14 protein-coding genes and 3 pseudogenes are annotated in these 22,525 nt (G+C 43.2%); 1 reads left to right on the top strand and 16 read right to left on the bottom strand.

The features are described 5' to 3' along the window. Positions 1-3: 3 nt before the first annotated feature. The 12 genes and pseudogenes from PAECUDRAFT_RS19870 to PAECUDRAFT_RS19815 form a co-directional block, all read right to left on the bottom strand. Positions 4-897 (bottom strand): ATP-grasp domain-containing protein, encoded by an 894-nt coding sequence (locus PAECUDRAFT_RS19870; RefSeq protein WP_006039936.1) that lies wholly within the window; start codon positions 895-897, stop codon positions 4-6. A gap of 12 nt (positions 898-909) precedes the next feature. Beyond that, positions 910-1,083 carry a hypothetical protein gene (locus PAECUDRAFT_RS19865; RefSeq protein ID WP_006039935.1) on the bottom strand — a complete coding sequence of 58 codons (174 nt, stop codon included), beginning with the start codon at positions 1,081-1,083 and terminating at the stop codon, positions 910-912. Between the two features lie 316 nt (positions 1,084-1,399). Further along, positions 1,400-1,516 (bottom strand): annotated as a pseudogene (locus PAECUDRAFT_RS26660) (peptide ABC transporter ATP-binding protein); the annotation flags it as partial. 207 nt (positions 1,517-1,723) lie between these two features. Beyond that, complete coding sequence (locus tag PAECUDRAFT_RS19855) at positions 1,724-2,434, bottom strand: amino acid ABC transporter permease (protein WP_006039933.1); 711 nt, start codon at positions 2,432-2,434, stop codon at positions 1,724-1,726. After that, positions 2,431-3,216 carry an amino acid ABC transporter permease gene (locus tag PAECUDRAFT_RS19850; protein ID WP_006039932.1) on the bottom strand — a complete coding sequence of 262 codons (786 nt, stop codon included), beginning with the start codon at positions 3,214-3,216 and terminating at the stop codon, positions 2,431-2,433. The genes PAECUDRAFT_RS19855 and PAECUDRAFT_RS19850 overlap by 4 nt, the downstream gene beginning before the upstream one ends. A gap of 48 nt (positions 3,217-3,264) precedes the next feature. Next, complete coding sequence (locus PAECUDRAFT_RS19845; protein WP_006039931.1) at positions 3,265-4,083, bottom strand: transporter substrate-binding domain-containing protein; 819 nt, start codon at positions 4,081-4,083, stop codon at positions 3,265-3,267. A 717-nt stretch (positions 4,084-4,800) separates the two neighbouring features. Then, on the bottom strand, positions 4,801-8,970 hold the full coding sequence (locus PAECUDRAFT_RS19840) for an AAA domain-containing protein (RefSeq protein ID WP_006039929.1): 4,170 nt from the start codon (positions 8,968-8,970) through the stop codon (positions 4,801-4,803). A gap of 344 nt (positions 8,971-9,314) precedes the next feature. Next, positions 9,315-13,745, bottom strand: coding sequence for a coiled-coil domain-containing protein (locus PAECUDRAFT_RS19835; protein WP_006039928.1), 4,431 nt, complete (start codon positions 13,743-13,745; stop codon positions 9,315-9,317). Then, positions 13,723-14,493, bottom strand: a complete 771-nt coding sequence (locus tag PAECUDRAFT_RS19830) for a DUF6063 family protein (protein ID WP_006039927.1) — start codon at positions 14,491-14,493, stop codon at positions 13,723-13,725. The genes PAECUDRAFT_RS19835 and PAECUDRAFT_RS19830 overlap by 23 nt, the downstream gene beginning before the upstream one ends. Next, positions 14,483-16,000, bottom strand: a complete 1,518-nt coding sequence (locus PAECUDRAFT_RS19825) for a hypothetical protein (protein WP_040713523.1) — start codon at positions 15,998-16,000, stop codon at positions 14,483-14,485. Before PAECUDRAFT_RS19825 ends, PAECUDRAFT_RS19830 begins: the two co-directional genes overlap by 11 nt. Further along, positions 15,982-17,034, bottom strand: coding sequence for a Wadjet anti-phage system protein JetD domain-containing protein (locus PAECUDRAFT_RS19820; protein ID WP_006039925.1), 1,053 nt, complete (start codon positions 17,032-17,034; stop codon positions 15,982-15,984). The genes PAECUDRAFT_RS19825 and PAECUDRAFT_RS19820 overlap by 19 nt, the downstream gene beginning before the upstream one ends. Positions 17,035-17,203: 169 nt before the next feature. Further along, a complete protein-coding gene (locus PAECUDRAFT_RS19815; RefSeq protein WP_006039924.1) occupies positions 17,204-17,764 on the bottom strand; it encodes a hypothetical protein in 561 nt (186 codons plus the stop codon). A gap of 6 nt (positions 17,765-17,770) precedes the next feature. Between PAECUDRAFT_RS19815 and PAECUDRAFT_RS26830 the strand changes: the two are divergent. Continuing rightward, positions 17,771-18,161, top strand: a pseudogene (locus PAECUDRAFT_RS26830) (transposase); the annotation flags it as partial. A gap of 339 nt (positions 18,162-18,500) precedes the next feature. Here PAECUDRAFT_RS26830 and PAECUDRAFT_RS19810 read toward each other — a convergent pair. From PAECUDRAFT_RS19810 to sigK, 4 genes and pseudogenes are all read right to left on the bottom strand, one after another. Further along, the gene (locus tag PAECUDRAFT_RS19810; protein WP_006039923.1) at positions 18,501-19,742 is read right to left on the bottom strand and encodes a chymotrypsin family serine protease; all 1,242 of its coding nucleotides are present in this window, start codon (positions 19,740-19,742) and stop codon (positions 18,501-18,503) included. Positions 19,743-20,029: 287 nt separating this feature from the next. Then, on the bottom strand, positions 20,030-20,587 hold the full coding sequence (locus PAECUDRAFT_RS19805) for a hypothetical protein (protein WP_144266593.1): 558 nt from the start codon (positions 20,585-20,587) through the stop codon (positions 20,030-20,032). A gap of 386 nt (positions 20,588-20,973) precedes the next feature. Further along, positions 20,974-21,318 (bottom strand): annotated as a pseudogene (locus PAECUDRAFT_RS26745) (transposase); the annotation flags it as partial. A gap of 368 nt (positions 21,319-21,686) precedes the next feature. After that, positions 21,687-22,385, bottom strand: a complete 699-nt coding sequence (sigK, locus tag PAECUDRAFT_RS19800) for an RNA polymerase sporulation sigma factor SigK (RefSeq protein ID WP_006039921.1) — start codon at positions 22,383-22,385, stop codon at positions 21,687-21,689. Positions 22,386-22,525 lie beyond the last annotated feature (140 nt).

Genomic DNA, 22,525 nt, shown 5'->3' with positions numbered 1-22,525 from the left:
ATACTAAGGATTAACGCCGACGTTTACCTTGCTTTTCTGGCCGATCTTCTCCTTCACATATTCGGCGATATGATAGGCGACATCTACGCCATGCACCTTCCACGATTTCGCGAATTCCGGATTCTGATTCACTTCGCAAACGACGTATCGCAGCTGCTTGTAATCGAAAAATAAGTCCACGCCGTAAATGCCTTCTCCTAATACACCGACCAAATCCGCGCATATCGCGGCGATCTCGTCGTTAATATCGATCGGCTCGATCTCCGCGCCCAAATGCGTGTTCGTCTTCCAATTCTCGGCGGACACGCGGCGAAAAGCGACGATCGGCTTGCGGCCGACGATGACGACACGGATGTCGTAATCGCCTTTTTCCACATATTCCTGCACGAGAACGGGAAACGATTGATGGCTTGGGTCGACCGACTCCCTGGCGGCAATCCAGCCTTCCAGGCATTCCTTCCCCGTCATTCTGGCGATTCCCCGCCCCCATGAAGAGGTTGCAGGTTTGATGACGCATATGTCCCCGAAATCCGAAAGCGCGTCGAACAGCTTCGCAGGGGTGAAGGCGACTTGATACCTCGGCTGCGGGATGCCATGCTTGTTGAACACAATCGCCTGATGAATCTTATTCGTGCAAATCGCAATCGCTCTGCCCGAATTCAACGTTTCGATACCGGCAAGTTCGAGCAGCTGCGTACGGCTCAACGCGTTTTTCTGTGAAAGGCACCGAATGAGCGCCAGCCCGAATGACGGGGCGTCTGAGGCCCCGACAGGCAGTTCCATGGAGTCCAAATTCACTTTGACGCGGATGCCAAGCTGACCGAGATGATCAACGATACGCTGCTCTTCTTCCCTCATCTTCGTGATGCACAACAAGATGTCGCTATTGTTCTCCATGGATCGCTGCACCTACTCTCCCCAAGTTTCTTCAATCTCTGGAGCCAGCGCAATGGTGACGAGGCTCGCTTCAACCTGTACTTCATGCTCTTGTCCGCAGGATTCGCATTCTACGATTTCTCCTGTTGTTGCTTGTTCCTCCACCTCAATGTCCGACTTGCATACGAGACAGCTCAATTCTGCCATTCTCCTTGCACCTCCAATTGGGATTTAAAAAAATGATTTATTATAACGGATTGAATCCCTTATAACTTACTTTGCGGCGATGTCCCATTCCCTGACGTTGTTGAACGTGCCAAGGTTCAGCGGTTTGCCAACGAGAACATCCTTGGAAACGACCTGAAGCCTCTTCTCGGAATAGACGGCCAGCGTCGGCACATCCTCGTGCAGCACCTCTTGCAGGCGATTGTAGATCGCATGCCGCTTCGCCTCGTCGATTTCTTGCTCGCCTTGCGCGATCTAGCTTAAACGAGGTTTCGACCTTCGCATGAAGCGCGAGCTTGAGCGTAAACGCGACGTCCGCCGCCTCCACGACCTGCCCCGCGTACATGACGATCACTTCGTCAGCCATTTCCGCCACGACGCCCAAATCATGCGTGACGAGAAGAATGGCCATGCCCCTCCGCCTGCTTTCCTTCCATTTGGCTTGTTTACAAATACCAATAATTCCTACCAAATTAGTAAACTTTATCTAACAAAAGCATACCTGAACCGCAGCCGTTTGAATAATAGAAGAAATCTATTCGCGAATAGAAGAAATCTTACGCATCGTATGAACAGCGGCCATCCTCGAATGCTTCCGCATACGCAACGGACGACGAGCTTTTCATGCCACGCCTCCCCGGTTATACGTTTGAATTCGTTTCTCCGCCATTGCAGTCATGCGTTCGATCAGAAACGTCAGCCCCCAATAGATAACCGCAGCCGCAATATACGATTCAAAAAACTTCCAATTGGACGATGCAATAATTTGCGATTTGGCATTAATGTCAACGACCGAGACGGTGAACGCCAACGTGGAGCCGTGCAGCATGCTGATCGTGCCATTCGACAAATTGGGCAGCAAAATCGCGAATGCCTGCGGAAAAACGATTCGGCGTATCGCTTGCGTCGTCGTCATACCGACCGCATAAGCAGCTTCGATCTGCCCCTTGTCGACAGCAAGCAGCCCTGAGCGCACAACTTCGGACAAATAAGCGCCTGCTGTGATCGAGAACGCGATATAGGCAAAGCCGATCATCGGAATCGACACGGAGCGGAACGACCAGCCGAAATTCGTGCATATGGCATCAATGACAAATGGGAGACCAAAATAAACAAGCAGCAGATGAGTCAGCATCGGCGTGCCGCGAATGAAGGTGACGTAAGCGACAGCAGCCGCATTCAGAACCGGCACGCTGTTAATTCGGATCAAGGCGACGACTGTGCCGATAACCAGGCCGCAAACGATGGATACAGCAGTGATGGCAATCGTAGTCGGAACAGCCGTCAGCAATTGGAGCAGCGCCTGCCATATGAAGGAAAGATCCAGCTTCATAGCCGCGCCTCCTTGCTGCGCCATTTGGCTGCCGCCTTATTTTTGCGGAAAAACGATATTCTGGAGGTTGCGTCTCTCGTTAACCCTGCCGCTGCCGGCTCGTGGCGGAGCATCCTCTTCTCAAGCCGGTCAAACAGCTTCTGCAGCGCAAAGCTGATAATAAAATACAACACTGCGAGAGAAAGGTATGTCTCGATAAACCTTTGGGAGAGCGTGCCTATCGTCTTCGCTTTTCCGGAAATATCCAAAATGCCGAGCGTAAAAGCAAGCGACGTGTCCTTCAAATTGGCGATGACAACATTGCCGAATACCGGGATGGAAAGCGAAATCGCTTGCGGCAGCACGATCCGGCTGAACGCTTGGAAGCCATTCATCCCAACCGCATACGCAGCCTCCGCCTGTCCGCGATCCACCGCCATAACTGCTCCGCGAATCACTTCGCTAATATAGGCTCCGCTATGCAGCGAGTACGTAAGGATAACAAAAAACAACGCAGGCGTTCGCGTAACGTCAAGCTGGACCGCCTTCAGCACTTCGGGAACGCCATAATAGAACAGGAATAGCTGAATAAGAATCGGCGTGCCGCGAAAAAACGAGACGTATAGCTGCGAAAGCCTTCTCAACATCGGCACGCGGTACAACTGGGGAAGCGCGACGAGCAGCCCGACCAGCGCCCCAATGCCGATGGAGCTTGCGACGATTAGCAGCGTAACCTTCAAGGACGGAAGCAATCTGTACAAATATTCGAATACGTAGACAATTTCAAATTGATGCTGGCCCATCTTCCGTTTTCACTCCCCCAGCCGAACGCGGATGCCGTTTGCGACCATCTATTTCGAAAAATCTTGCTTGAGCCATTGCTCGCTAATTTTTTTCAACGTGCCGTCAGCCTTAAGCTCCTTGATCGTCGCATCGACCGCATCAGACAATTTCTTGGACTCCGGATCATTTTTGCGGAATACATACAGGATGTTGCCTTCGTTCAGCGGATCGCCAACCGTCTTGAGCTTGCCTTGCGGATCTTTGAGTGGGAGCAAGAAATCAGCGCCGAGCGTAGCGTATACCCGCCCCGACGAAATTTGCTGCACCTCGTCGTTAGCATCGTTCTGCTGGTAGACGATATCGATCTTCGCATCCTCGTGTTCCTTGTTGTAGTTTTCCAAAATTTGCGCTTGGGCGCTCGTTGGACCGATGAGCACCTTTTTGCCTTTCAGATCGTCCAGCGACTTGATCGGATCTGTGTTGTCCGACGCAACGATAATTTTGTTGCGCCAGTAGGCGTATGGCTCTTGGTTAAAGTCAAACTTCTCGGTACGCTCCGGATTTTTCTCAAAAAGATGCGCAGCGATGTCGACCTTTTTCGTTTCCAAACTTAGCAAAATGTTCGAAAACTCCATCGATTGAAACTCGAACTCGTAATCCTTCAGCCTTTTGTCAATTTCACGAATCAGCTCGACGTCAAAGCCGGTCAGATTGCCTTTATCGTCCAGAAAAGCGACTTGCTCAAAATCATTCCCCGTGCCTACGATTACTTTTTTGACGGCTTCGCCTTCTTCCGCGCCGCTGGCCGTTTCTTTGCTTTTGCTTCCGCATGCGGAAAGAGCAAGCGCCAGAGCGAGTGTGAATGCGACTACGGTAAACTTTTTCATTTGTAAAGACCTCCATTTATGCTATTCGTTAATCCGATAATTCCAACTTGTTAAGTTAGAATTAAAGGTTGATCTAACTGTATCATCCATTTCTGGGTATGAATAATAGAGAAGTTCTATGCGGTCATATAACAATTCGATCATGAATAAAACAGCGTCGCATCGAAGAGCAGATTAAATAAAAAAGGAGACCTCCGCATTAATGGCTAAGAAAGCGGAAGTCTCCGGTGATCCGGTAGACGCGATATTCGAACGGAATCGCATCTTATATGTGATTGTGAATAGTAATGACGCCTATTCCGATTGATTTTATTGTATTTGCATTAGGTTACCATCTGTTTATAAATATTGTCAACATATTCCTTGGGATAGCGATTGGAGAATCAAAGTCGAGATCGCGTATGTTGGTTCTGCGTTTATCCGCGTTTGATGTTTTGATGCCTGCCCTCTCGGCTAACGGACTCAGTAGCGACAGCCACTGCCTACACCCTCATGGGCTAACGGACCCCGCAGCCGTTATTTGGCGGAAAATAGGGGCGATTGTGATTCCAACGGACTCCAGAGCCGTTATTTGTACTAAAACGGGCTCATATCTGCTGATTTAACTACAATAGCGGCTCTGAGGTCCGTTACAGATCCAATAGCCCAATTTTCAGGGTAATAGAGGCTGTACGGTCCGTTAGCGACATTAGACATGTATCGATACATTAATGCTAACTACGCTATTTCTTTAATTAAAGCAACAATCTTCTGAATCTCTCTATCTCTCGAAAGCCACCAGTTCCGGCTCCAAATTCGATGAATCCTCCACCCCTTACTTTCTAAAAACCGCTGCCGGTAAAGATCCCTTTCACGTGCTACTTTTGAAGAGTGATAAGCAGCGCCGTCGCACTCAACTCCAAGTAAATATTTCTCTTTGCTTACCGGATCAACGATTGCCAAATCAATTCGATACCCAGAGAAGCCAACTTGTGTGTGCACCTCATAACCACAAGCTATTAAAGCTTGGCATACCTCCTCTTCAAAAACACTATCAAACATCAATTGATTGTTTTGCCTTTCCTGTACATTAGTCGCATCAACTAGTCCATTGAGAATTGACTGCGCTAGCTCGTAATTGCCATCAGATAATGCTTTCCCATACTCCAGATATCTTTTGAACAATTTAACGCCTCTAGCATACGTTTCAACTCTCATCCATTCACTTGGTTCAAATGAACAAATAATGTATACTTTCTTTTTCGCACGCGAGATTGCAACATTTAGACGGTTTTCTCCCCCGTCTCTGGAGAGAGGACCAAATTGACTTACCATTTTACCCGCAGTATCCTTTGCATATCCCACAGAGAATAGAATTACGTCTCGTTCGTCACCTTGTACATTTTCAATGTTTTTAATAAATAACCCTACACTCTCTTCACCGTTCTTACGTGTCTTCGCCTCCTCAATCAACATTCGATACTCTACATTTTCGGTCATTCTTTCTTCAAAGATATCATTAATCAAATCAGCTTGTTGTTTATTAAACGTAATGATTCCAAGTGTTGGATGTCTTGAATCGTTTCGAAGAATCTCTATCACTTGTTCTACTATCATTTCCGCCTCCACTCGATTTGAACGGTTTTCCCATAGCCCATCGACTTTAATAAATTCAATAGGCTTGCTGCTGCTCATCTTAGTTACAGACGGTGCTATTTGAACTCTTTGATCATAAAAAGCGTAATTTGAGAAATTAATCAACTCTTCAAACTCAGAACGATAATGCCAAGTCAACCACTTATCAGGGAACTTTGGTTTTGCCCATTCCAACAAGCTCTTAGCATTTATGTCAGTCCTGTCGACATAAACGTTATTTTCTTCCTCGTCCTCTTCATCATCATCCGTGTTTGCCTGAAAGAAAGAACTAGGCGGCAACTGCTTTTCATCACCTGCAACAATCAGTTGTCTTGCACGATAGATGGAAGGAACCGCATTTTCAACCGGACATTGTGAGGCTTCATCGAATATAACAAGGTCAAACATTTCCTGGTTCATTGGAAAAATGGCACTCACAGCCTCGGGTGTGCATAACCAACATGGCACAAGCTTAAGCAAGTCCTCGTAAAAATGTCCTACTACTTGGCGAAGCGGCATTAGTTTACGTTTTTTATTCGACTCATGTTTCAATTTCTGTCTAGTTTGTCCCATTACTTGCACTGAGTTGTTTGCCAATAACAAGTCAATCATAGGCGGGACTGCCTTACGTTTTTCCTTTAGAAGATCGCCATATCGTTGTACATTCCGCTGGTAGATTTCCGTTGAAACATCCTTTACATGAGGATCAGATGCTTCAACTTGTAAAATCCAAGCGTGAAGAAAACTATTTCGAATAAGACAAATCCAATTATTAACCACATCCAGTGTATCTTCTAGCGTAGATTTCTTTTCACAACGTTCAAGGAGGTCTTTTTTCAGATTTCCCATTTCCTCTTTCATTTGATCCAAGCGACACAAACTATCAAACTGATCTAAAGTTTTCTGAAGCCCCTCATAAATAGAGGTATCGTAACTCCCTTTATTAAGGCTCTTCATGAAGTCCGCGATTTCGTCATTAATTAAATAATTCTCTAAGATACGCAATTTACTATGTAAACTTTGAGTAATGGCTGTAAGCTCAATAAGTCGTTGAACTTGTTTTATAAAAGCTTCGCTGTGATATTCCTCCAGGGCTTTGCTGTTCTCAGGATTTTTAAGCCAATCCGGAAATGCTACTTGAGCCTGCACATAAGCATGTAGAAATTTAATAGCCTTATCCTTTGCTTTCAACCATTCATTCCAATGCTTTAAGTTATTTTCCACTAAAGGGTCTGCGAAAAAATAAGTTTCCAATGTTTCTCGACGTAATTTCTCAAATAGTAAAAATGACTCAATCTTGTCTCGATATTCTCGAACAGAATGACCATCGAACGATACTCCCTGGACTTTACAATGTTCTTGAATCTCCTTCTTTAATGAGTACCAGTTCGAATTAACAAATCTCGATATTTTTTTGTTCATATCATCGAATAACGTTATTTTTTCTTTCCATTTTACTGCTTCATCATAAGCTAGGCTTTCGACTGGTTCAGGAAGACCATTTAAAGCACTTAACTGTTTAAAAATTGAGTTGTATTTTGTTCCAATAAAACTTAATTGTTCTTCGTTTTCATATTCACGGTTCTCATCGTTGAAAAATTTTACAATATGCTTATGCAAGCTTCTTTCTTTCAGCCCTTCAATTCCCACCTCTAGCTCATGAAGCAAATGAACGTTTTCAAGATAATATACAGGTTCAAACAAAAGATGAATCTCAGTTTTGATACCGATTGCTTGTTTAATCTCTGTCACCATACGATCTAATACATTACTTAATTCAAGATGCTGCTTAATCGAAAAGTTAGCAAAACTTTTACGTTTACTCCAAGGGTAGTTTCTATTGTCGTACTTCTTTTTGAGTTCAATAATTGTCCTAAGATCAACTAGATGTGCTTCTAAATCATCATAGGTGATGTTATGCAACAAATCCTCAACTTCAAAAATTTCAGCTTGCTCATATTTTGCCTTACTATACAAATAATAAAGACTCTTCCCGAATGGTCTCACTTCATGTAACGAACTTGCAATCTGATTTAGTTTTACGGCTAAGGCATGCTTCTCATTCGAAATTCTCGTATAATCCATCGTTGTAGTGGGAATGGAACGCTCAATAACAGAAGCAATTTTCTGATAGACATCTGCTTTATTTTTATTGAAGTCATGTATCAATGCTACATTATTTTGTAAATTAATCTGACCCAATCGGTTATAGACCACATCGAGAGCAGCTGGTTTTTGACACACTAACAAAACCTTTTGCCCTTTTGACATGCGATCGACAACTAGATTTACAATAACCTGAGATTTACCAGTTCCAGGTGGACCATGAACAATTAGCCCTTTTTTATTTCTTGCCGCAACAACAACCGCTTCTTGGCTCGCATCAGTATCAAGGACAAAATAATTATCTGATGGATGAACGGAGTTCAACTCATCAATGGAAATTTCATCAAAAGCCTTTTCGTCTTCTTCAGCCCCTTCTAACAATTCTCTCAAAAAGCCGCTCTCAGGGGGATTATCAAGCAATGCATTAAAATCATTCAACAACGTACTAGCTGATTGTTGAAATTTGCCCATAACCGCATAAGGGTATAACGTAAATCCCTTTGATACTTGAGGGATATTTTCTTTCTTCATATTTTTGAAAGATGTGATAGTAGCTTCTTCTAGCTCAAGTGCCGTTGTAACGTCATGTTTCCGTAGTAATTCCCTTAGAAAAGGCAAAACGTCCGACAAACTTTTAGGCAGTGCTTCTAGTTGATCTTGAATTGATAAACTAATATCCCCACCTATGTATTTCTGAATAGCCATTATAAAAGTTCGGTTAATAAATGCCGGATTCTCCTCACCGACCTCTAATACCCAAAACGGTTTGTTGTTTATATATTTTTTCAACAATTTCGCAGGATAAAACAAAATCGGACATCTAACAAAAAATTCAGGGACTAAATAACCTTCAAGAAATCCATATCCTATATAAAAAGGGTTGTTACCTGTTTCCTGTTCAATTAAATCTATTTCCCGTTTCAATTGGGTCAGCTTGCGATTCGCTAAAATAGCACCTTCCTCGAGACTATTTTGTGGCATAAGCAAAATCTCTTCACTCTGAGCACAAATTCCCTCCATTACACGAACTTCGAGTCCATTTTCTATACTTTCCAACGTATGAATATCAAAATGATTTTTGTTAGTTAATCGCGTTAATCTAAGACTTTTATTATTGGCTGTTAAGTCGGTCAATCTATCACGATATAATTTAAGGATGTCCTGCATTTGTTTTCTCCTCAAGTTTAATTGTCATAAAGTAGGTATTAATTTCTAAATTTATTATATATCATTCAACTCTATTCCTCGTCGAATATTTTAAACATTATCATTCTGATCTACTATCGAATATAATGAAGACCGCTCCGGCAGGAGCGGTCACAGTCCTACTTCTTCACCTTATAAAACTCATGTTAAAGCTTCATCAACGCCCGCTTTTCAATCCGGCTCACATAGCCGCAAATGCATAAGGATTTCATTTTCGATACAACGGGTGTATCGAATTTCTTGATGTTGTGACACAAAACGATATGAAATAAGGACAATCTATTCTAAATCAATATTCGGTTCGACTAAAAATCAAATAAAGTCATCTGCCCGGCTCTCCCATCGATGCGCTCAAGTGTCTGTGGTGCATTATCCTTGAAATACGCATGCCGAATTTGCTTGGTTGATTCAACAACTTGCTTGGAGGAATCCGTTGTGTACCGTAAACGGCAGCTATACACAATCGGAAAATAATCTTGCAGAAACTTTCCTTCAGCATGCGCTGTCAAAGCGATCATTTGGAAACCAAGTTGTTCCGCAATAAAAAATACCGGGCTTAATACATGATCGCTTGATGCTTTCCCGAATGGGTTATCCAGAATAACGCTTCTGTGCAGCTTCATATTTGCCCGGATAAACTGCCTTTTCTCAGCGACATAATTGAGCAGGCCAAGAAATAGCGTCATGTTCTTGCTCCACTTCTCTCCGCCGGACCAACGATTCGACTGTTCCCAGGAATAAGCCGCCTTCGTTACTTGATAATCGTTCATAACCTTGCGGCATGACACCTTCATTGCTTCACCTTTCATTACAGCCTTTATCAATTGCTTCGAATCTAGCCATTGTTCCAAGCTTTTACGAACATTCTGTTGGATGTCCTTACCCGGCTCATCTTGGTACTGCTCCTTCTCTAATTGAATTAGAATCCACTCAATATGCTCTCGTATTCGCTCCTTGCCCTCATGATTATCCCACTCTGGTATAAAGAAGCTATAAATTTCACGCCATCCATCGGCTGTGCGAATACGAGTTTTCTTGGGCAGCTCCCGCAGTTCATTCGCTATCTGCTTCAAATGGGTATGAATACGATGAATAAACTCTTGCAATTCACGATCATGAGTCTGAATCGTCTCCGTCATAATATGAATCGCCTTCTGAATTCTCGTTTCCATCACCTGCTGAAACTCCATAATATCGGTATAAGTCTCTTTAAACTCGATACCTTGAATGACCATCTGCCGCAGCTTAATATCCTTTACATGCTCAAGACAATAAGCTTTCATGCTTTGAATTCCTTTGCGTACGTTCATCTGTTCCTTATCGACAGCTTGCTTGCACGATTCGAGCAAATGGATCGAACGCTCTGTGTAATCCATCCGGGCGTAATCGAATTCTCTCCGATGCTGCTCTTCAATCGGCGCTGGAGCTAGTCGAATATCTTCCAGACGATGCAGCAAAATATATTGATTCCACAGCTGCAGTACGCTATCCAATTCTCGATTATGACGTTCGATGTATTTGCTGCGCTGCTTTAATTCCTTCTGTTCCTGTTCGAGCTGCTCCGCCTTGAGCCGCAGGTTATTCTTCACATCGAACAGGTTATCATCAAACTGTATTCGTTGTCCCCCAGGAAATTGTTCTCCAAATTCCTTGAGCATTCTCTCAATTGTCGCTTCTATTTTCATCAATTGCATATGTTGATCAGAAAATTTCTCGCCTGCGTTCTTTGCTTGTTCGCGATATTTCTCGACACGTTCCCACCATTCCTTATTGAAGGTATCCATGTCCGCCGGCAACTGCGCCTCTTGCTCCAGATTCGGATGCTCTCGCAAAAGTGTCGTCATCCCTGTCCGTGCTTGCACTTCACGTTCCTGCTCATGATTATATTCAAGCTCCAGTTGGCTTCGTACCCGCCCAATGCCATCTCGTTCGCGGTCTACTGCCTTATATGCTTCTTTCAATTCAATTAATGTATGATTGGTATTCACATAGGCAAAGGATTGTACCGCCTGATATAACTCATTGCTCTTCAAGTTTTGAAGGCCTATCTTCAAATCCGTAATTGTTGCTTCAATGCCTTCCCGTTCATCTAGTGTACGCTTCAGTTGGAAATCTTTCATGCGTTGCTGCGAGCGCAAGCCTGCAATCTGTTCCTTGATTGGCACAATTTCTTCTTCCAGCTTCTGCATTTCCGATCCAATTAACATATACTGCTGGCCATCTCTTAGCCAGATGCCCAATTGTTGAATTTCTGCCTGCATCACTTCCGAGTCTGACCGAAATTGTCCCTCTAATGCCATCAGTTCATTCAAACGATGATCCAACTTCACACTTTCCTGTGACAATCGGATGAGCTGCTCTCTGCTCTCACGGATTGATTTGTCGATTTCATTAAATCGAATGAGAGGGTATGTCGCAACGAAGCTTGTCAGACTCTGCTCCGTTCTCCACCACGCCTCCAGTTCTGCTTCCTTCTTTTCCCGGTTCGTTCTAACAGACATCGCCTCTTCTTGTAGCGATTGCTTCCACTTATCGAAGGCTTCCGAGTCGGTATTATAGTTCCAATGCCCAGGTACAACCCAACGATCTTCCATATGCGGCAGATTACCTTGTATAATGGATACTGCTTCCGATACGCTGAGGATCCGGATTGGAAAGACAATGTCATCAGCCTCGGCTACCTTCAAACCGAGTGCCGCTTTATCCGCTTCGATTGTCACGAGCGTAATCGACCATAATCGATCAGCTATCTCCAACTGCTTACCAATCTCGATTCCTGCCAGGTATTCAACACCAGTTTGCAGCATAGAAAATTGCCGTTTCCAGCTTTGCAGCCTACGTTCAATAGACGGATCTGCAAAAAAGAGCTGTTGATCGTTATAATCATCAACATAACGAAATGCATATCTTTCTTGCAGCATCAAATAATTCTTCTGGTCCTGCCGCTTCGCAATCCCATCATGAAGCCGTTCTGTAATCGAAGTAAGCTTCTCATATACCGATAGCAAACGATCCCAGTCCGACCGCAGATTTCCAAGCTCATTCCGAACATTCAAGTGTTCTGCCTCGAGATGATTCATTTGCTGTTCGTTCACTGTTTTCTGACGATCTATATGACGACATTTAATCTCGTTCGCCTTCTGCTGCTCTATAATATCGCCACGTTCCGCTGCCAATATTTTCGATCGTTCAAGAAGTGCAAGGCGTTCCATCTCGACACGTTGCTGCCGCGCGGACCAGATCGGCATTTGCTCCTCTACCTTCTCGAGAACGGGATTCGCCAATATACCTTTAGCTAGTTTATTCCGATATTCCCGCTTCTCCTCAAGCTTCGACTGCTTCTGCCCTACTTGCATCTCCCATTGTCGAATCTCAGCTTCAATTCTCTTCAGTTGTTTCTCTGTCTCTTGCTGATTAGCCTTCAACGTAGATAGCTCTGATATCTGCTCATTCAAATTATGTGAAATCCGCTTTTCATCCTGCTCGAATGCAGTTCGTAATTGTCCGCCTGCTTGCTCCCACCGCTCATGGATCTGCTGTTCATCTTCACTCTGCTCCATTCGGTTCAGGTTATTCCTCAACTCGACTCGCCTAGACTTCGCCAGCTCCGCCTTCACTCTTAGTTCCGCGTACTGTCCAGAGTAATAATGACGCTCAGCGTCAATTCGCCTTTGCTGTAAGCCGTCAGATTCCTCCCGTAGCTGTACCAGAATAAGTGCTGCATTCATCCTCTCCTGCTCTTCTTCGGCAAGCTCAAGCGACTTCTCACCCCGGATCAATGCATCGTGATGGCTCTTCCAATTGTGCTGGCTTTCAATGAGTCTCGCTTCCTCCGCTTGGAGCTCGCGATGCTGCAGTTGCACAAGTTCCCGGTATGTACGAGCTTCCTTGCGCGCCTCATCATACTTCACTTCAGCATTATGAAGTTGTTCATGCAGCTTGACATACTGGATTAGCTGCAGCTGAATCCCATTGTTGTCTTCAATTTGCTCTTTCAAATCCTTATATCTTTTGAACCCTTCGCGATGAGATTCAAACATATTAACGAAGCGATCTTCCTCGAAGCCTTCCATTGCCTGCTCGACCGTCGGGATCAACAGTCTATCAAACAGCTGCGACGTTGCTTTACACTCATCAAAAAACTTCTCGATACCACCTTCGGTATCATTGATTTTCACAACAGCATCCCACTCAGAGGCAATAATATGGAAGTTTTCCTCCAAATAACCTTTGTACGCCTTAATCGTATCAAAGGTTCGGGCCTTAAGATGGTGCCGATGTGCCATCGACGAATAATAATCTTGTATTTCTCCCTTATCAGCCGGTCTCGTTCTCCCCATATTTTCTTTGACAAACGGAATACGATCAATGCTATCTGGGTCATGCTCTCCGTATTCATTCACATATCGGTAGGAATCCACACTGTTACCGTTCAGAAAGAGGCTAATACAAGTGACTGCATATCTCCGACGAGGCTTATCGTTCAGAATCCATTCTATAGCGATATGCGCAGGACCATTCTCAAGCAGCAGCGTATCCTTCAGCTTCCGTCCCGCGAGCTCTGTATGCGGCAGTATCGCTTGAAGCGCCGTCTGAATAAACACCGTTTTCCCGCCGCCATTTTCCAGTACAATTGCTCCATTGTGGCCGTCGAAGAAGAAGGTCTCGTCATTATATCGTTTATTGCCGCCCTCATAGAGGACATGCGTGAATCTAATTTTTGATATTGCGGGCATAATCGCGAGCCTCCTCGCTCATCTTTTTTGATCCGTCCATATCATATAAGAATTGAAGAATACCGCGATTATATTCAAGCTCCATAAAATAACGTTGAACAATAACCTTCGTTTTCTCCGTAAGCCCGATTTCGCCGCTGCCTACTTCTTCCGCCACCTGCTGCTCTACCAGAAATCTTTTAACCGTATCCAAAAAACTTAGTCGACTTATCGTGTTTCCGCTTTGCCGCTTCGCAGTCTCCTTAATGTCATCCATCGTGTCCCATTTTTCAATTACTGCAGACCAATTATATGAAAATTCCTTCTCATACAACTTAAGCTTCTCTTCGTCATGCTCTCGCAGCGAGTCGATTCGTTCCTGCACGATAGCTGCCCATTCATCGAGTGGAATAAAATTCCGAGTCGGCTCCAGGCTTTGATAGCTATCATAAAAGGCGCCTATAAACACCATAATCGTTACATACATCAGATATAAATCAGCGTTTACCGCAGCAGCCCGCAAATAAGTCTTCTTCATATAATCATTGCTGAAATGAAAAGGAGATAATCGAACAAGCGGAATAAGAAACAACTGTTCTCCCGTAGCAATAACCGTACAATCCACCTCTGCGGCAAACTGATCGACAAGTCCCCGAACTTGGTCATCTACCATATAAGCCTTCTGTACTTCTTTCTCAGCAGAACCTGTCATTGCTAATTGTGTATAGATTCGAAAGGCTTGCATTACCTTGTCATCGTTATAGAGCATCTCGTTCCTCCTCCCAGGAAAGCTTCATATTCTGAATTTGGTAACGTGTTGCGTCATCGGCTATGATTTGTGGTAGCTCCTGTACTAGAAGAACACGCCTGCCCAAGAGTGAGAATACTTCCGCCAAGCTTGTATCCCAACTATCTTGGTTTGAAAAAACGGCTCGTACCGGGCTACGTTGATGCAGTATTAACCAGAAATCATAGAAACTTCGATAGGTCAGCCATTCAGAACGACCGTTATTTTTGAGAATATTGAATAATTGTTGCAGCTCTACTGATTCATATCGTTCTAATTGCTCTACTACCAATCCCATAATGACTTTGAAAAAAGACTGCCTGTTTCTAGCGAACCCGTTAATATCCTCCTCTTCGGTTACTTCCAGAAATGCGTCCTCTCGAGGCTCCTGCTCATTCTGGCCTGTTATACTCTGTTCTGCAAATACCGTTAGCGGCGACCAACTTTTGGTCTGTTCAAGCCCCATGAATGGTGCGGTTACCGCCTTCAAGGCTTCAGTCGGAAGCGGGGAACCCATAACAAGACTTGCAATATCCTGATCAAAATTAAAAGCGCTTATTCCCGTATAATAGAGTGACTCCTTGGCGGAATGGAGTGCTTGATTCTTCAAATCCATACTCTGCTTCAACAACCCCGAATGGTCGCCATGCACTTTCTCTAATTCACTTGCAATTTTAAGAATATATTCATAGGCACGCTGCTGCTTCTCTAAATTCATGTCCGCATGCAGCCGCATTCTCGTTTCCTTTACAAACTGCTTAAGCTCTTCAAACTCATCATTCTCACGCTGCAATCTCATATATATATCTTCTAATAATATCGAATACCGGTGGATCGTTTCTTCGGACGCAATATTCCTCTTAATTTCATGCTCTAGCTTGATCATCCGGTCTTGTAATGATTCAACGTCAACACGCATTTCATTAATTTGTCGCAGCGCCCCCTGGAACTCACCTTTCTCCAATTGCTTACGAAGTACAAGCTGATGAATCGAGAGTTGGAATTCTGAATAAAACTCTTTGGTGGCAAAAACAAGCTCCAGCCCATCCTCATCAAGCGCATAATATTGCGTATTTGTCTTCGAATCAAACGCATTAGCTTTCAAGATGGACGTGTATACTGTTTGTTGCTCAAGATTTTCCCAGTTAAAAAATGCAAACTCCCTCTTCTTGCCTGATGCCGGACGAAACACCTGAATGATGGTACGCGACAGCTCTTCCCATTCAACCAGCTCCACACGATACTTTTCCGCTGTAAGATGATTTAAAAAAGAGGCTAAATCCTTCACCCCGACCTTCGCATATCGCATCAGCTTCTGTTCGAAGAAAAACAGCAGCGTCAGTAATCCCAATTCCATCATTGCAATCGGCTGACCGTCCAAATCCATTTGCTTTTTGCGTTGAAGTTCGAATAATGGATCGAACAGTGCAATTTTGGACATACGATCTTGAAACCCTGCAAGCGTACCCTCTAGTTCATTTCGATCCATTGCTTCCACTGTTCTCTCCTCCATAGCAGCTGCAATTGCGATGTTGTTAATGTTTCCTGCGGATAATAGCCTCCGAAAGTCAGGCATCGTTCAATCTTCTCACACTGCGTCTGTGTAAAATGTGTTAAAAAAGCTTGAACGGACGCATCATTTCTCCTTTGGTTATCTTTTCCGATAACAAAGGGCATTTCAAGCAAGGCTTCATAGAAAATAGTTGCCGGCCTGATTGGTCTTTGCTTATTCGTCTCATACCAGATTCGAATCCCTTCGTAATCCAAATCTCCAAAATAAAAGAATTGATGTTCACAATGATTCACAGGGTACTGCAATGGAAACATATCGATATTACCCGTAATCTTGTTACCACAGCCGTAAATGAGCGTGTGGAAAGCCGTATCGCGAAGAACCGGAAGCAGCGCTTGAAAAGTAGTCTTATTCTCAACAATGAGATGCGTACACTCGTTCCTAATGGGATCGTCGAATAGCCCCGGATTAACCGCTAACATTAAGGGATCAGATACCGGATAAATTCGCATTTGCTCCCACAAACCAATCCGTTTCAGAAGAGTCTCGCCGCCAAAATCCGTTATCCATTTTTCATTACTAACTAATTGAAAGCTTCGTTCGGGAGCTGGCGCAGCTTCTTCAGGAAATCCATTATGCTTTATGTATTGGTCGATTCGTGCAATCCATTGTTTATCTTGCTCGTATTCCTGAACTGAAACAGAATGGTAATAGTCCAATTTAACAGAAGAATGATAGGCAAGCTGATCCATATTCAACAAGTTCCGACTCGCACTGCTAATCAAATGCTTATTCACCCGATAGCGGTACGCTAACTTTGGCGACCTGGTTGTCCGGCCTGCTGACTTCACTGCTTCCAACGTCTTATCTTCTTCAAGGCATAGCAGCACAGTGGAAAATTCATTCCAGTCAATGCGGACACCGCTAAAGAGAGCTTCCAATTCTTCAAGCGTGATAGTAGTTTTTTTTAAAGCTTGAAGAAAATGCTCAATTATTCTCTTTGTCTCCATTGATTATTCCCCTAACATTTATACTAATTATTCAAAGTATAACAGACCTACTCTTTTCGGAATAAACAAATAAAAGGAAATTGTGCGATTCATAATGGTATGGACCGAAACGATATCACTGCGATGAATCTAACAACAAAAAACCGTCCACTGTTTCACTAGTGAACGGCTATTGTTGAATATTGTTCCGATTGGTCAATTGATCCTCAATTACAGCCACCCATTTAGGAATACTTGCTGAGCGATGTTTAATTGAATCTCTATCTGCTTCTAAAACGATCTCGCCATCCGAATTACTATTATCAATTATAATTAAGTAATCAATTAAATCGAGGTGAATTAGCAAATTGACCGTAGATGTTTGATGTCTTCTGATAATGTCTTCCGTTGGAATGTGATGACCACCGTTTCTAACTCTTGCGGCAACACGTTCAATGTTAAGTCGATAATCACCTAGGCTAACGTAGAACATGATCACTTCGAATTCATTTCCTCTGGCTTCTCTCAATTGCCTTATTACGTTACCGCCAGCTAGCGTCGGTTCAACAGTAAAGTCTCTCTTGTTTCTTATACAATCTCTAGCCAACTTTATGGCTTCTTTTCCTGCCGATACCTTCCGCCGCTCCGGGTTTTCACCGTCAATTCCACGCGCCAAAGCATCTGGATCTATATTTACACTTCCCCCAAGTCGATCTATAATCAGATTTCGTATCGTGCTTCCCACTACCATTCGGAAGTGAAGCTCATTGAATCGATTCCGGGTGTGGTACAAAGCTAGCAGCGGCTATTGTTGCTGAAGTTGGGGACGCATCGCAGTTCAGTCACCCAAAGCAAGTCGTCGCATTCGCCGAATTAGGCCCCAGTGTATTAGTTTAGGAAAATTTACGGCACAAGAAAAAAGTAAGGGCAACCCCCATAAAGTAGCCGTGATCGCTTGTGCTAACAAGTTACTTCATCACGTCTACGCTATGCTCAAAAAAGGGCAGCCCTACACTTTTATAGACCTTAATTACCATAAAATTACACTAACTGAAGATTTCTTTGGTATACACAAATACATAGCAATTATTTTTTCGTGCAACCACCCAACTGTTGACAAATCCTTAGCTCGTTTTTGGTTTTCATAATGAGACCTTTCTCAACAATCGGTTTTCGTAGCTAGTGATTTAACATTTCGATTGCCTAATTACTTTCATTAAAGCCTCGGCAACTCACTGTCTTTATACTTTAAATGGCACTTCGATATCGAGATCAGGCATAAATTCATACCCTCTAGGTTTGATGGTTTTCGATACCAAATCCCCATTTCCCCTCCAAGCCTCAATCAAAGAACCTTCATAATGAAATGACAGTTTTCGAGTGTCAACTTGAAGTGCATAATACGATACAGCTTGCTTGTTTGCAGCTATTGTTCAATATATTGATTTTCAAAGATGTCACAAATGAATCTTGTTTAGACCTAAATATTAATAGGACGAGTCCACAAACACCCCACTCAGACCTAACCCATCATAAACTCGACTAAACTTTATAAATTGACCGTATTCAGTCCCGTTAATAGTTATGAGTCCTCTGTGAATACCTTCTATGCGTGCATAGTTTGTTCCGTGAGCACTAGCAGTTGTATATACCAAGCCACCACTGTCCCCACCAATTGCTGGAGGTTTTTCGATAATAACCCGATCTTGAACTGTGCCGGGTTCATTAAGAAACATTATAACTTTATAATTACCATAACTTGCGCCATTTCCAGAAGTCACATGAAGTTTAACATAATCACCAACTTCCCGATATGTTCCAGTGTAATCGTATGTTCCAATAGTCAATGTACTTCCATTTAAGACATGGCTTCTAATGGCATTGGAATTGTATGTAATAGAGCCAGCATCATAATATCCGCTGTTATTGGCGTCTGTCATTGTACCAATACTGCTAGAATTATCAGACAGGTCATAGTAAGTATTATTTCCACAATGTCCTGCAGTTACTCCAACACTCGAAGATCCCTTTGTGGCATTAAATCCTAACGAACACCAGGTCCAGCCAGACGCTTCTTGAAAATCAATTTTTTCACCAGGAAACAATGTTGCTGCTTGCAGCTCCTCTGTAATAGAACCCCCGAGAAATTCTACCATTTCAGCATCTTTTACGGCTAGTAAGATGTCAGTCTTATGCTTTTTTAGAGATTCCTCGTCAATAAATATCTCTAGTTTATTGCTTTTAGGGTTAATGGATGTCGCTACATTAAACTTCTGAACGGCCTCTTGTGCTGCCTCAAGTTCATCATTGGAGTATTTTACTTTCTTAAACTTGAAATTGGTAGCATATATACTAGCCTTTTTAATATAGTTCTCATAATCAAGAGAGTCACCTGTTATCGCAAAGACAAATTCCCCGTTGTCGTCAGTATACACTCCTCCGAATTTATCTTTGTGGTTCTCTAACAACCATTCTTTAAATTTCATACGATCATTGACTTTAGCCTCTTCCAAAGATGCTTGATTATAGTCAATGTCTGGCTTCTTTGCATTCACGCTGACCTCGCCAGCCCCCGCTAATGACCTATACAGCTTACCATTGTACTCATGTACTTTTAAAACTTTGGGTTGCTCCTCATTATTTTGAGCAAAACTAATACCAGACAATAGTGTTACAGAGATCACTAAAGTCGAAATCACGTTTAAAATAATTCTTTTAGATTTCTTCATTGGACTCCATCTCCTTTTTTAATCTACTTAACCAAGAAAGTAATTCTAGCAGAGTAGTTGCTTCTAGACGACGAACACATTGAACGTTAAATAGTAGACTAATTAGCCTAAGATACCATCATAACCTCCTATACATTGAAATGATTACCATACAATAGTATATAACCAAAAAAATGTTGTCAATGGGAAATAAGGATTTTGTGGTAATAAAGAAAAATAAAACGACGACCTGCAGCAGTGATCACTGTTTAGAAGATTTTATTGAATTGGATTTAATGCAGTATATTCTATTGTAGTTCCTCCGTTATAGAACCTCCATGAAACTCCACTAATTCAGCATCTTTAATAGCTAACAATATATCGGATTTATTCTCACTCAGAGATTTTTCACTAATATAAATTTCCAACTTATTAGTCGCTGGATTAATTGAAGTTGCTCGAACATCAAATTTCTGAACAACCTCCCGCGCTGCTTCCAGTTCATTAATAGAAAATTTAACTTTCTTGAACACAAAATTAGTTGCATACTTGCTTGTTTTTTGAATGTACCTCTCATAATTAAGCGAATCATCCGTTACCCCAAAGACAAAATTACCGTTTTCGTCAGTATATACTCCTCCAAACTTATCTTTAAAGTTCTTCAACATCCACTCTTTAAATTTCATACGATCATTGACTTTAGCCTCATCTAAGAAGGCTTCATAATAGTCGACGTCTTGTGCATTGATATCCTGTGGTTGCTGCTTAATCGTCTCAGCAAAACTTATACCTGACAATAACGTGGTTGAGGCTGCCAGGATCAAGAGGGCATACACCATTGACTTTGACTTTTTGGGTTTTCTCATTAACCCCTCTCCTTTGCTTGAGTCTCTTGATATAGAAGGCATTTCCTGCTTATACCTCCTTCATCCCTGTACTTTACAAATATTAAAACGATATGGTAATTGAAAAAGTTGCGGCACTTTAAAAAAATCACCATACCATCCTAATTACCACCCTTTGCTTTATGCGACTTCACTTCCTCTTAACAACAAGTTCAAAAACGCATGGCGTATTACATTACCTCTGATTATAATGTCATCCAACACGCCGGTGAGCTTCACAGGCACTTCTTTAATCTTCCAAGCAATGCCGTGATGTTTAAACGCTTGAAGTGGAGATCTTTTATCGCATCAAGCAGCCCTTGGCTCGCTTTGCTACGCTTCCTAGCTAGTCGCATAACAGCCGCTTCTCAAGGAGCTAAGGACCTGACACATCTTCGCAATATGAAACTCAAAGCGGTTCTCAAAGATAAATTTGAACCTCGTTGTTTCTGATTTTCGCGAAGTAGACCGCCGCTTTTTAGAATACCGTTCTCTTCCTTTAAATCAGCCAATTGATTTCGAAGCTTACAAATCTCATAATCCTCAGTCTTGAGGTCGCCGCAGTTTGGAAACGCACTTTCTCCGTTACGTTTATAAAATTTCACTCCGTCTCGCACCGTGGTGTAATGAACATCCAATTTCTTAGCCGCATCCGCAACTGATTCTCCAGTTGAAATACGGAATACAACCTGTTCTATAAATGCTTTATCAAACTGCTTCCGTTGCCCATAGTAATCCCCTCCACTTTTATTGTTCGCATCTTAAATAAAAAGCGCGGCGCAGGTGATACTCGCACAACAAGCGATTCCACTTAGAAACAATCAGTATTAAATGACTTCTTGAAGAGGTGCTCAGAAGATAAGTCTCGTGATTTATAAATATTTCATTACAGGCGTCAGGCATCTTTGTTGAGTAACACATCATTCTCTATTTATATGATGTATTGTTTTAATTTTATTAAATTATATACGTCTCATAAATAGTACGGTCCTTATTAGACTTAAGTAGCCCACTTACTCACTTTATGATATACGAAGAACTACCTCATAAGAGGTAGTTCTCACCAATTGATAATCACTATTCACTTCTTCACCTTATAAAACTCATGATAAAGCTTCATCAACGCCCGCTTTTCAATCCGGCTCACATAGCTCCGCGAAATCCCCAGCTCCTTCGCTATCTCCCGCTGCGTCCGCTCTTCCCCGCCATGCTCCAGCCCGAACCGCCCTACGACAACTTCCTTCTCGCGATCATCCAAAATATCGAGGTTCCGATAAATCTTGCTCTTCTCGATCTTCAACTGCACCTTCTCGACGATATCATCGGCCTCGCTGCCGAGAATATCGATTAATGTGATTTCATTGCCCTCTTTATCCGTCCCGATCGGATCATGCAGCGACACGTCCTTGCGCGTCTTTTTGAGCGATCGCAAATGCATCAATATCTCATTCTCTATACAGCGTGCGGCGAATGTGGCGAGCTTCGTGCCTTTGCCGACCTGGAAGCTCTCAATGGCTTTGATCAGGCCGATCGTGCCGATGGAGATAAGATCCTCTAGGTCCTCTCCTGTGTTGTCGAACTTTTTGACGATATGCGCGACCAGCCGGAGGTTATGCTCGATGAGCATATTGCGCGAGTGCTGGTTGCCCTCGGCCATCAACTGCAAATGCTTCATCTCATCTTCCTCATGAAGCGGCTGTGGAAACGCATTGTTTTTGACATAAGAGACGAGCAGCGAAAGCTGCTTGATGAATAAGGCGACAGCAGCGAACAATCCCATGAACCGTACACCCCCAGGTTGGTAGGCCGGCGTGAAGCGACAGCGTATCTGATAAGTCGCCCTTCCGGCACGCATTGAAGTCGGTTCTTCATTGTATGTGGGCAAAGGCCCAGACGTGCATGTACGGCTGCGATGGGCAA

Origin of the sequence: Paenibacillus curdlanolyticus YK9, from assembly GCF_000179615.1 — a bacterium.
In the GTDB taxonomy this organism is placed as follows: domain Bacteria; phylum Bacillota; class Bacilli; order Paenibacillales; family Paenibacillaceae; genus Paenibacillus_T; species Paenibacillus_T curdlanolyticus.
Note: the sequence above shows the minus strand (reverse complement) of the source record. Positions and strands in the feature narration are given on the sequence as shown.